Source organism: Sphingomonas sp. (assembly GCF_035317925.1).
In the GTDB taxonomy this organism is placed as follows: Bacteria; Pseudomonadota; Alphaproteobacteria; order Sphingomonadales; family Sphingomonadaceae; genus Sphingomonas_I.
The window spans coordinates 1-11150 of record NZ_DATHFV010000035.1; the positions used below are offsets into that span (position 1 = coordinate 1).

Annotated in this window: 11 protein-coding genes and 1 pseudogene; 6 read left to right on the top strand and 6 right to left on the bottom strand. The window is 65.7% G+C overall.

Going from position 1 to position 11150, the window contains the following annotated elements; all coding sequences use genetic code 11:
* The 3 genes from VK533_RS02595 to VK533_RS02605 form a co-directional block, all read left to right on the top strand.
* Positions 1–709 (top strand): hypothetical protein (locus tag VK533_RS02595; RefSeq protein ID WP_324374735.1); only part of this gene is annotated, 709 nt, incomplete at its 5' end.
* Positions 710–1342 (top strand): class I SAM-dependent methyltransferase, encoded by a 633-nt coding sequence (locus tag VK533_RS02600; protein ID WP_324374737.1) that lies wholly within the window; start codon positions 710–712, stop codon positions 1340–1342.
* Positions 1330–1725, top strand: a complete 396-nt coding sequence (locus VK533_RS02605) for a GtrA family protein (RefSeq protein WP_324374739.1) — start codon at positions 1330–1332, stop codon at positions 1723–1725. Before VK533_RS02600 ends, VK533_RS02605 begins: the two co-directional genes overlap by 13 nt.
* 4 nt (positions 1726–1729) lie before the next feature.
* Here VK533_RS02605 and VK533_RS02610 read toward each other — a convergent pair whose 3' ends face one another.
* The 4 genes from VK533_RS02610 to phaR form a co-directional block, all read right to left on the bottom strand.
* Entirely contained in the window at positions 1730–1852 is a 123-nt protein-coding gene (locus VK533_RS02610) for a hypothetical protein (RefSeq protein ID WP_324374742.1), read from the bottom strand.
* A 26-nt stretch (positions 1853–1878) separates the two neighbouring features.
* Positions 1879–2586, bottom strand: a complete 708-nt coding sequence (locus VK533_RS02615; protein ID WP_324374743.1) for a methyltransferase domain-containing protein — start codon at positions 2584–2586, stop codon at positions 1879–1881.
* An 83-nt stretch (positions 2587–2669) separates the two neighbouring features.
* Entirely contained in the window at positions 2670–4403 is a 1734-nt protein-coding gene (locus tag VK533_RS02620) for a hypothetical protein (protein ID WP_324374745.1), read from the bottom strand.
* 63 nt (positions 4404–4466) lie between these two features.
* Positions 4467–5030 carry a polyhydroxyalkanoate synthesis repressor PhaR gene (phaR, locus tag VK533_RS02625; protein ID WP_324374747.1) on the bottom strand — a complete coding sequence of 188 codons (564 nt, stop codon included), beginning with the start codon at positions 5028–5030 and terminating at the stop codon, positions 4467–4469.
* Between the two features lie 91 nt (positions 5031–5121).
* On the opposite strand from phaR, the gene VK533_RS02630 reads away from it, so the two are divergent.
* Complete coding sequence (locus VK533_RS02630) at positions 5122–6117, top strand: alpha/beta fold hydrolase (protein WP_324374749.1); 996 nt, start codon at positions 5122–5124, stop codon at positions 6115–6117.
* 31 nt (positions 6118–6148) lie between these two features.
* Complete coding sequence (locus tag VK533_RS02635) at positions 6149–7324, top strand: acetyl-CoA C-acetyltransferase (RefSeq protein WP_324374750.1); 1176 nt, start codon at positions 6149–6151, stop codon at positions 7322–7324.
* 4 nt (positions 7325–7328) lie between these two features.
* Here VK533_RS02635 and VK533_RS02640 read toward each other — a convergent pair whose 3' ends face one another.
* On the bottom strand, positions 7329–9629 hold the full coding sequence (locus tag VK533_RS02640; protein ID WP_324374752.1) for a glycoside hydrolase family 3 N-terminal domain-containing protein: 2301 nt from the start codon (positions 9627–9629) through the stop codon (positions 7329–7331).
* 90 nt (positions 9630–9719) lie between these two features.
* On the bottom strand, positions 9720–10895 hold the full coding sequence (locus tag VK533_RS02645; protein ID WP_324374754.1) for a glycoside hydrolase family 5 protein: 1176 nt from the start codon (positions 10893–10895) through the stop codon (positions 9720–9722).
* Positions 10896–10940: 45 nt separating this feature from the next.
* Here VK533_RS02645 and VK533_RS02650 point away from each other — a divergent pair.
* Positions 10941–11150, top strand: a pseudogene (locus tag VK533_RS02650) (hypothetical protein); the annotation flags it as partial.

Sequence of the window (11150 nt, forward strand, 5' to 3'; positions counted from 1 at the left end):
GCGTGAAGCGCGCGCGGAACATGTCGCGATGCTTCATCAAGACGATCTGTGGTTGCCGGGCCATCTCGCCGCCATCCGACGCGCAATCGCGGGCAATCCCGATGTGGTCTTGTCGGTGGCTCCATCGCGGTTCGCCCATCCGGACGGCCATATGATGGGCCATTGGAACCTGCCATTCCGGCCGGGCCTGGTCTCCACAGACGATTTCCTTTCGACCTTGCTGGTCCAGAGCAGCATTGCCATCCCCTCCCCCGTCGCACGGCGGGACGCATGGCTGGCCGCCGGCGGTATGGACGAGGATTTATGGTTTACCGCCGATTGGGACATATATCTGAAGCTCGCGGCAGAGGGGCGCGTCGCCGTCCGTAGTGAGACGACCACGGCCTTCCGTCTTCATCGCGGATCGCTGACGATGACGGGCAGCCGGCGGCCCGGTAGCCTGCGCCCACAGCTGGAACAGGTTCTCGAGCGTCATCTTTATCGGGCGCCCGCGCACTCGCGTAGACGCATCGAACGCCGGGCGCGCGCTTCAATCGAGGTGAATTGCGCGCTGGCCGACGCGTCTTGCGGTCATAAGGGAGCGCTCGCCAATGCGGCGATGCGGTTGCTGTGCCTCGGGCCGGTCGAGGTCATGCGCTATGTGCGGCAATCGCGGATCATCGACCGGGTGCTTCCGCGTCTGCGGCTGGCGCTTACCGGCGATCTGTGAATGGCGATCGGCAGCAAGGTCCGGAAGCTGTTCGGCCGTCACGAGCGGCTGATCGCCGATCTGTGGCGCGGCATGTTCATGAGCCTCGATCACTGGACGCGCACGATCGGCACATGGGCGCCCCGGCCACGGCGGATCCTCGAGCTCGGCTGCGGCGAAGGGTGTAGCACGATCCGGCTCGTGGCCGCTTATCCCGATGCCGCGATCGATGCGGTCGACATCGCCTCGCATGTCGGGCGCCTCTATCAGGATCCGCCCGATCGCGTGCATTTCCGCGTCGTCACTGCCGAGGATCTGGCGCAGGAATGCCCCGGCGCTTATGATTTGATCATCGTCACGGACGTGTTGCACCATATTCCGCACGAAGCGCGCGGCTCCTTTCTTGCCGCCGTCCGCACCTTGCTCGCGCCGGGCGGCGTGCTCGCCTTCAAGGACTGGCACCGCAATTGGGCGCCGATCTATTATCTGGGGTATGCTGCCGACCGCTGGCTGACCGGGGACCGGATCGCCTACCTGACGCGGACCGAGGCACGGCACCTGCTGGCCGGCGTCTTCGGTGCGGATTGCGTATCCGCGGAACAGACCATCGCGCCCTGGTTCAACAATTATGCGATGAAGATATGCGCCCGCTGATCCCGGACGGCGGCAGGCAGCCTGCACGCTACCTGATCAGCGGCGGCGTCTGCGCGCTGGCCAACAACGCCTTGCTGATCGGGGGCGCACGCGCCGGGCTTGGCATCCTCGAACTGACGTTGCTGTCTTTCCTGGTGATCGGGACGGCGGGCTATGTTGCGCATGTCCATTTCACCTTCCGGCAGGCGCCGGGCTGGCGCAGTTATGCGCGCTTCATGGCCGGCGTCGCGCTCGGGATACCCGCGGCCTATGCCGTCCTGGCCCTGCTCTGCGACGTGCTTCACGTATCGATGCTGGCCGCCGCGCCGATCGCGACGGTCGTGCTGCTGGTCTATAACTACCTGAGCGCGCGGCTCGCCATCATGCGTCGCCTCGTCCGTTGACGCCTTAGTCGCCGTTCCGCTCATAAAGATGCGGATTGCGGTAAAGCTTTTCGCCGGTCAGCTTCAGCACCGTGGTGCGCAGGCGGTTGTCGAGGCGCATCGCAAGGTCGGCCAGCCCCTTGATCACAGCCGAGGGTCGCGGAACGCCATGTTTCACAATTGCACCCGCACCACATAGCCGAAGCAAAGCAGCGGGCAGAAGCGCTCGATGATACGGATCGCACGTTCGGCGGCACCAGCGGCGAAGCGTGTGAACCCGCGCGAGCGCAGCTTCATCTCGGTCGCGTAAAAATGATAGGGGACGATCTCCCAATCCTCGAACCCGGCGCGCAGGCACAAGGTGTTCAGCACCTTGTAGGTGAAGACGTGGACATGGTCGGGGTGCTGCGCCTCGCGACCGATCAGACCGAGCAGCATGTTCGCCAGCGACGTCCCGTTGGGCGTCGACACGACGAGTTCGCGGCCAGGAAAACGCCGCTTAATATTGCGGAAGAACAGAAGCGGTTCGTCGATATGCTCGATGAACTCGCCCGCGACGATCTTGTCCACCTCCATATCGTGCAATTGCGGCACCGCCGGGTCGATCCCATCGCCCCGCACGATGATCGAACGCGGCCCGGTCTGTAACCCGTTGCTGGGGATATTGGCCGAGCTGTCGATACCGATCACCCGTTCCGCGACCGCGCTGATGCGCCCGTGCAGCCAGCTTTCGGTGTGGTGCTTATCGATCGCGGTCTCGTCCAGGCACCCGACATCGAGCACGCGCTTGCCGCGGCACAGCTCGGCGATGAAGCCAAGCCGATCGACCGGTCGCCCGACCGACAGCCGCTCAAGCGTGTCATATGTCAGGCTTTGCGCCATGCGGGGTCCTCAAAAGGCCGAAACGCCGTGAGATGACCCCTCGCACAAGAATTCTTAGGAATGGTTAACCAAGTTCCAGCGGCTCAGTCCCCATTTAACGGCACGACCCGGCAGCCGGCCGCCGCCAATTGCGGTCCCAACTTCTTGAGCCGACGATCCGCCGACAGGCTGGCGATGCCGTCACGGAAATAGTGATTGACCGGCGCGTAGAGCGCGCTCGTGGCCATACCGACGGCTGCGCCTCGCTTACACATAAGGTTTGTCAGATCCGCATCCACACGATCGCCGAACAGGCGCAGCGGACGGTTGGAGAGATCGGCCCGATTCACTACGAAGGCATTGGACAGAGGCGCATCGTCATTGCCGATGATGAAGTAGTCCGTCCCACTTGCCGCGATGCGCCGGTCGACCGCGGCGAAGCTCGCATAATAAACATGCGTCATGGCCATCTGCGCCGGCAGCAGGATCAGCAGACCTCCCGCCAGGCATCGCACCACCAAAGGGCGCCATCTGGCATCGCGGCTGACGGCATCGTGCCAGCCATATATGACAACCAGAATGACGGCGCCAATCGCGCCGTGAACATAGCGGTAGCCGAACCCCTGCCCCTGATCGGGCATCAGAATTCCCGCCGCAATCACCGGCAAAATGGCCGCGGCGGCCAGGGCGATCGCCATGCCGTTGCGCCTGGCCGTAGCCAGCCCGATCGCGAACAGCGGCAGCAGCAGGATCGGCTGCCAGGCGGCGAACCGCAGCAGGTTGGCGCTCATGAAGATGGTGCGCGGCACCGAAGGCCTGGTCAGCACCCAAACGAGCCGCGTCCAGAAGTCTGCGCCCATCGGTTTGGCCGCGGGATGCCCGCCTTCGATCATCCCATATATCCAGCTCGGCCAGGCGAGCCAGAAAAGCCCGATTCCCGTATAGGCGAGCGTGAACAACGCCGCCCGCCCCCACGCCCGACGGCCGATCAGCAGGAAGATGAAGGGGGCGACGAACAGCGGGTGGAAAAGCGGCTCGTGCAAGCCTGTCGCGAGCGCCCCGACCGCCAGCGCCGCGATATCGCTTCCCCTGCGGTCCATCAGGAACAGCCAGAGCCAGAGCAGGTTCAAAGTGAGGTGTGCGGACATGGCATAAGCCGTCATGCCCGCGAACAGGACCTGCCCGGATGAGAGATAGAGCAGCAGCGCCAACGTCGCCGCCTCCCCGTCCTCCGGCCAGAGCCGACGCGCACATTTCCACAAAGCGATGCCACCGAGGGCGGTCAGCAGGGGGCCGGTCCAGTCGGGGTCGACCACCATGCCGGTCAGGGCGCGTAAAGCGGCATTGATAGGCAGATAGGCCGATACCCAAGCCACGGGGTGGGCCGCCGGCAGCACATACAGGTCGTCCAGCGCGGCAATGTGGAGCTGCCATGGCGCGGGCAAAGGCTGCACCAATTGCCACCGCGCGAAGATCTGCGAATCGAACACCGCCATCTGTTCGTCGCGGCTCATGTCGTAGCCGCACAAAGCCCAGGCATGACCGAGATAGCAGAGCGGGATCACCGCCAGTGCGAGCAGGAGACAGGTACGACCGGACAGGATGATCGGCCGCCGGCCGGGGCCGAGTCCGATCGCACTGCCCGCCAGGATCAGTGCCTCGGCCAGCAGCAGCCAGCGATCCTGCGCGAAGAGGAGCCAGGCGGTGAGGTCGCTAAACCGCCCGATATTGGCGGATATGGCCGCGGCGGCAAAATAGAGCAGGAACGCGACGCAGGCGAGCCGCGCCGGTAACGACAGCCCACCTGCCCCGCTCTTAGGATTTTCGCTGCCGCTCATCCGCCCCCCGTTTGCGCATAGCGCTATGGAGGCATGATGGTTAACGCCGCCCTGCCGGGCGCGCTAGCTGCCGAGCTTGTTGAGCTTGTCCTGCAATCCCGCCAGCTGCTCCTTGAGCGCGGCGATATCGTCGTCCTTGGATGTGGACGTCGCCGCACCCGGCGCAGCGCCACCGACGACGCCGGTCGTCTTGAACGCTGCGGCGGCGGCCTCGAACATGTCGAGGTTGCGCTTGGTGATCTCGGCCAGCGGACCGCCCGCGAACGCGCCTTCCAGCGCCTGGCGGAACTGGTTCTGATTCTTGCGGAAGGCGTCCATCGACGCTTCCAGATATTGCGGCACCATCGCCTGCATCGAATCGCCGTAGAGCGAGATCAGCTGGCGCAGGAAGCTGACCGGCAGCATCGTCTGGCCGTGGCTTTCCTCCTCCATGATGATCTGGGTGAGGATGTTGTGGGTGATATCTTCTTCGGTCTTGGCGTCGATCACCTTGAAGTCGCGCCCGTCGCGCGTCATCTGGGCGAGGTGCTCAAGCGTGATGTAGCTCGAAGACTCGGTATTGTAGAGCCGGCGGTTGGCGTACTTCTTGATGATCACCGTACCCGAATTGTCGGACGATTTCGCCATGCCCCAACCACCTCCTATTTGTGACAATCCCGTAGCATCGATTCTTGACGCAGCGCAACACAGGCCGCGCCCGCTCCCGCTTTTTCTGAGTATGTTGCGCAGCGAAACCACAGGTCAGCCCGACCGCACCGCTGCAGCATTGAAGGGATTGCGGCTTTATCAGCAGGCCGACCGCACTGCAGCGCCCGTGCCGATGCCGGTTTTGGCGCGTGCGGGCCGCGCGTCGGTGCGCGATTATGGCGGCGCGGGACCGGCGATCCTGTTCGTGCCGTCGCTGATCAATCCGCCCGACGTACTCGACATCGATGGCGAACGCTCGCTGCTGCGCTGGCTGGCGACGCGGGGCGTCAGGCCGCTGCTGATCGATTGGGGCAGCCCCGACGCGGCCGAGAATGACCTGACCGTCGCCGGCCATATCGAAACCATGCTGCTGCCGCTGATCGACGCGATCGGCGAGCCGGTTGCTCTGGTCGGCTATTGCCTGGGCGGGACGATGGCGATCGCCGCCGCCGCGCTGCGGCCGGTGACCGCGCTCGCTTTGATCGCGACGCCGTGGCGGTTCGGCGATTATCCCGACAGCACGCGCGATGCGCTCGCCGATCTGTGGCGCACCGCCGAACCGGCGACGGCTACGCTTGGCGTGTTGCCGATGGAGATATTGCAGGCGGCCTTCTGGCGGCTCGACCCCGAACGCACCGTCACCAAATATGAAGCGCATGGCAGTCGCGACCCTGACGATCCGCAATCGCAGGCGTTCGTCCGGCTGGAGGATTGGGCCAATGACGGCCCGCCCCTCACCCGCGGCGCGGCGCGCGAGCTGTTTCTCGATCTGTTCGCCGGGGACAGGCCGGGCAAGGGCACGTGGCGCGTGGCCGGTACGATCATCGATCCGGCCAAACTAGCGATGCCCGTGCTTGAGATCGCCTCGACCACCGACCATATCGTGCCCGCGGCCACCACACCCGGCGTCGGCGAGCGGATCGATCTCGCGCTCGGCCATGTCGGGATGATCGTCGGCGGCCGCGCGAAGACGAACTTATGGGAGCCACTGTCCTTGTGGCTTTCCCGCGCAACATCCGGGGGCTAGGCGCACCCAGAAGCAATACACAGGAGCCTTCATGACCGACGTCGTCATCACCGCCGCCAAGCGCACCCCGGTCGGCAGCTTCCTCGGCCATTTCGCGAATACGCCCGCGCACGAGCTCGGGCGTATCGCGATCGAAGCGGCGCTGCTGCAGGCGGGCGTCGATCCGGCGGATGTCGATGAGGTCGTGCTCGGCCAGGTGCTGACCGCGGGCCAGGGTCAGAACCCGGCGCGACAGGCAGCGATGGCGGCTGGCATCCCCAAGGAGGTGCCGGCGTGGAGCGTGCAGCAGGTGTGCGGTTCAGGGCTGCGTTCGGTCGCGGTCGCGGCGCAATCGATCCTGGCGGGCGACGCGACGATCATCGTCGCCGGCGGCCAGGAGAATATGTCGATGAGCCCACACGCCCAGGCGATCCGCGCCGGGCAGAAGATGGGCGACCTTTCCCTCATCGACACGATGATCAAGGACGGCCTGACCGACGTCTTCAACGGCTATCACATGGGCATCACCGCCGAGAATCTGGCGGAGAAATATCAGATCACGCGCGAAGAGCAGGATCACTTCGCCACCGCCAGCCAGAACAAGGCCGAGGCCGCGCGCCGCGACGGCAAGTTCATCGACGAGATCGCGCCGGTCACGATCAAGGGCCGCAAGGGCGACACGATCGTCGACCAGGACGAGTTCATCCGCGAGGGCGTGGTCGTCGCCAGCCTCGCCAGCCTGCGCCCCGCCTTCAAAAAGGAAGGCACCGTCACCGCCGCCAATAGCTCGGGCCTGAACGATGGCGCCGCCGCGATCATCGTGATGTCGTCGGACGAGGCCGCCAGGCGCGGCTCGCCCGTGCTGGCGCGTATCAAGAGCTGGGCGTCGACCGGCGTCGATCCCTCGATCATGGGCATCGGCCCGGTCACCGCCACGCAGAAGGCGCTCAAGAAGGCCGGCTGGGAATTCAAGGATCTCGACCTGATCGAGGCGAACGAGGCCTTCGCCGCACAGGCGCTGGCGGTCGGCAAGGAACTTGGCTGGGACGCGTCCAGGGTCAACGTCAATGGCGGCGCGATCGCGATCGGCCATCCGATCGGCGCGTCGGGCGCGCGCATCCTGACCACCCTGCTCCACGAAATGCAGCGCCGTGACGCCAAGAAGGGCCTCGCCACGCTCTGCATCGGCGGCGGCATGGGCATCGCGCTCTGCGTCGAACGCGACTGATCCTTTATCTGAGCATGACGGTCGTACCCAGGTCGGCGGCGGAGCTTCCGCCGACCGTCAGTTTATAGTCGCCCGGCTCGACCCGCCATGCGCGGTCCGCACCCCAGATGGCGAGTTCGGACCGCTTTAGCGGGATCGTGATCCGGCGCGTCTCGCCCGGCGCGAGATGGACGCGGACGAAGCCTTTAAGTGATTTTTCCGGCGTCGCCACGCTGGCTGTGGTCTGGCGGACATAGAGTTGCGCGACCTCATCGCCCGCACGCGCACCCACATTGGTGAGGTCGAACGAGACGGCCAGGTCGCCCTTCGCCGGCGTCGAGACCGACAGGCCGGCATATTTGAAGCTCGTGAGGCTCAGCCCATAGCCGAACACGAAGAGCGGCTTGCCGCCGCCGTCGCCATAATCCCGGTCCTTCGACGGAAAGTGATTATAGAAAACGGGGAGTTGGCCGACGCTGCGCGGGAAAGAGACGGGCAGCCGGCCGGCGGGATTCACGTCGCCGAACAAGACCTCGGCGATGGCGCGGCCGCCAAACTCGCCGGGATACCAGGCCTCGACGATCGCGGGCACATGCTCGGCCACCCAGGGGATGGTGAGCGCGCGGCCGTTCTGCAGCACGATTATGACCGGTTTGCCCGTCGCCGCGACCGCCTCCAGCAGCGCCTGCTGGCGTCCGGGCAGGCCGAGCTCCGACCGGTCGTGATTCTCGCCCGAAACCTCGGCATTCTCTCCCAGCGCGAGGATCGCGACATCGGCATCCTTCGCCAGCGCGACCGCCTGATCGATCGCGTCGCCGTTCGCGAAATCGACCTTGGTTTGCGGCGAGACCAGTTTGCGGATCTGCGCCAGCATCCCGAAATCGGCACTCTCAGGCACGGTCGCGCTGACATAATCGCCGAGCCGGGCCAGTTCGGCATTGGGGCCGATCACCGCGATGCGCTTCAGATCCTTGCGCAGCGGCAACAGGCCGCCGTCATTCTTGAGCAAGGTGATCGACTGGCGCGCAACCTCCAACGACAGCGCGAGATGCGCGGGCGCACGTCGGACCGTGGCGTCCAGTTTCTCGTCGACGAACGGACGATCGAACAGGCCGAGCATGAATTTGGCGCGCAGGACGCGCAGCACGGCAGCGTCGAGCGTGGCCTGTGACACCTTCCCGCTCCGCACGCCGTCGATCAAAGCATCCTGGAAGACGGCATGCGGGAAATCGTAAAACTGCATGTCCACACCCGACCGCAGCGCCAGTTGCACCGCAGCGGCCGGGCTGTCGGCGACATGGTGCGTGTCGTAGAGCCGCCGGATCGCGCCAAGGTCCGACAGCACGAAGCCCCGGAAACCCCATTCGCCGCGCAGCACGTGGTTGAACAGCCAGGGGTCGGCCGTGACCGGCAGACCATCGATATCGTGATAGGCGGCCATCGTCGCCATCGCCCCGCCCTCGCGGAACGCCGGCTCGAACGATTTGAGCATGACGCTGCGCATCTCGCGCTCGCCGGCATGAACCGGCGCGGTGTTGAGCCCGCTTTCGGGCGATCCGTGCCCGGCGAAATGCTTGGGCTCGGCGATCACGTTGCGGTCGCTCGCGAGCGAAGCCCCCTGCATACCCCGGACATAAGCCAGCCCCAGCTGCCCGGTCAGGAAAGGATCCTCGCCGAAATCCTCCTCGACCCGCCCCCAGCGCGGATCGCGCGCGACGTCCAGCACCGGGCCGAGCAGCATGTCCACGCCAGTGGCGCGCGCCTCGGCCGCAATCGCGGCGCCGGTCTGTTGCGCCAGGTCCGTATTCCAGGTTGCGGCGAGATTGACGCTTTGCGGGAAGATCGTCTCCCCATGCGTCATGTAACCGTGCAGACCTTCCTCGATGAAGAGCGCGGGGATGCCGAGCCGGCTCGAACGGATCACCCAGGCCTGGATCGCATTGTAGAGCTGCGGGCTGGGATAGACGTCGTGGATCGAGCCCGCGCCGAGGTGGCCGAGCGCCTTTTCCGCGATCGCCGGGTCGAACCGCCCTTCCGGCCGGACTCCGGTCCTGGGATCGGCGGGGCGGTCATTGTTGGCGCCGGTCAGGTCGTCCAGGCCCGAATACATATCGAGCTGGCGCGCCTTCTCCGCCAGCGTCATCCGGCCGAGCAGGTCACGGGCGCGCGCATCCGCGCTAAGCCGCGCGTCGAGGAAGGCGCATTTGGTCTTGAGGCAGGGTGCAGGCACGGCGGCGGCGTGGGCCGGGACGACCGATAGGCAGAGCGCGGCCAAAGCCGACAGGAACGGCGATGCGCCGCGCGCGACAAGGTTTCGCTCGATCATTCGCCCCTCCGCCGGTGCCCGTCGAACGCGAGCAGTCCTTAACGAAATTCATTTTTTATATGAAATGCGCGCGAAGGCCAGCGCGATTGATCAGCCGGCGGGCTTGCTCGCCGCGAGCCGGCGGCTGATGGGATCGAACACCGGGTTCGGCCCGCGCTTCACCGCGTCGCCATCGGTCTTGATCTGGTCCCAATAACGGGGCGGCGGCGGGCCTGCGCCGAGCTCGTAATCCATCGCGTCCCATTCATCTTCGCGGAAGCCGTAAAAGGCCCAGTGGAGATGGTTGCGATCGAGCGCGGCCAGCACGTCTTCCAGATAGATCGGACACATCGGCAGGCGCCGTCCGCAGCCAAATTCCGCGGCGACGATGCGATTGGCCGGGACGCCCTGTGCCCTGGCCCAATCGACCGGCTGCTGGAGATAGACATCGAGCCGCGTGGTGTCCCAATAGTCGCCATAAGCGGTCTTGCCCGGGAACGGCAAAGGCGGGGTACGGCGGATATTGGGCAGGCTGGTCAGGTCGTAGGGTTCGTACATGTGGAAGGCGTAGAGCAGCCGATCGTCGGGCAATTTGTCCCAGGTGAAGGCGTCGGCCGCCGCATACCAGCCCATGTCGAGCATGATCGGCGTCTTCGGATCGACCGCGCGGATCGCCAGGATCACGGTCGCATAGAAAGCGCGCAGGTCGGCGGCGCTGCCCTGATGCGCCCGATACCAGGCGCGCGCCTCCGCCAGATCGCTATGTTCCTTGAGGCCATTATCCTTCTCGGGGATCGGCTCGTTGACGATGTTGTAGCCCGCGACCGCCGGATGATCCTTGAGCGCCTGCGCCAAGTCGCGCCAGAAGGCCGCCGATTGCGCCCAATAATCCTTGTCGCGCCACAGCCGCCCATCGGTCTTGTTGCCGTTCTGCTGCGACCAGCGCGCGCCCGGCAGCGACAAGGGCGTGACCACCACCTTGAGGCCCGCCGCCTGCGCGCGATCGAGCGCCGCGACCAGCAGCTTCAGGTCCTGCGGCGGGATGCCGGCATAATGATCCGCATCGCCGATCAGGAAGTCGCGCCCTTCGCCCTTCCATTTGCTCGGCGTAAGCCTGACCCAGGTCGCGCCATAGCCGCGCAGCGCGCGGAAATAGGCCTCGCTCGGCGGTTTGCCGTTGAAGCTGTTGCCGCCATGTTCGGGCACGTTCCAGAAGGCGATCAGATCGGCCGCGCAGGCGGGTACCGCCATCAGCCATGCGCTCAGCGCAAGGATCAGTCGTTTCATAAGCGGAACCTAGACCCGCCCCTAAGGCTTTCCTACCGTCGAATCATGACGAGCCCCATCGTTTCCCGCCGCGAGGCGCTGCTTGGCGCGACCGCGTTGACCGCCGCCCTCGCCCTTCCCGCCCGCGGCGCGACCGCGGCGCAGCCTTTCTCCTGGGCGAAATTGCAGGCGCATGCGCTCGATCTCGCGCGGCGCCCTTACGCCGCCCCGCCACCGCCGCCGGCGGGCGTGTCGACGGTCACCTACGATGCCCTG

Excerpts from the sequence above, each read along its gene's own strand:
- VK533_RS02600 (WP_324374737.1), top strand. The coding sequence starts at position 710 with ATGGCGATCGGCAGCAAGGTCCGGAAGCTGTTCGGCCGTCACGAGCGG.
- VK533_RS02605 (WP_324374739.1), top strand. The coding sequence starts at position 1,330 with ATGCGCCCGCTGATCCCGGACGGCGGCAGGCAGCCTGCACGCTACCTG.
- VK533_RS02615 (WP_324374743.1), bottom strand. The coding sequence starts at position 2,586 with ATGGCGCAAAGCCTGACATATGACACGCTTGAGCGGCTGTCGGTCGGG.
- VK533_RS02620 (WP_324374745.1), bottom strand. The coding sequence starts at position 4,403 with ATGAGCGGCAGCGAAAATCCTAAGAGCGGGGCAGGTGGGCTGTCGTTA.
- phaR (WP_324374747.1), bottom strand. The coding sequence starts at position 5,030 with ATGGCGAAATCGTCCGACAATTCGGGTACGGTGATCATCAAGAAGTAC.
- VK533_RS02630 (WP_324374749.1), top strand. The coding sequence starts at position 5,122 with ATGTTGCGCAGCGAAACCACAGGTCAGCCCGACCGCACCGCTGCAGCA.
- VK533_RS02635 (WP_324374750.1), top strand. The coding sequence starts at position 6,149 with ATGACCGACGTCGTCATCACCGCCGCCAAGCGCACCCCGGTCGGCAGC.
- VK533_RS02640 (WP_324374752.1), bottom strand. The coding sequence starts at position 9,629 with ATGATCGAGCGAAACCTTGTCGCGCGCGGCGCATCGCCGTTCCTGTCG.
- VK533_RS02645 (WP_324374754.1), bottom strand. The coding sequence starts at position 10,895 with ATGAAACGACTGATCCTTGCGCTGAGCGCATGGCTGATGGCGGTACCC.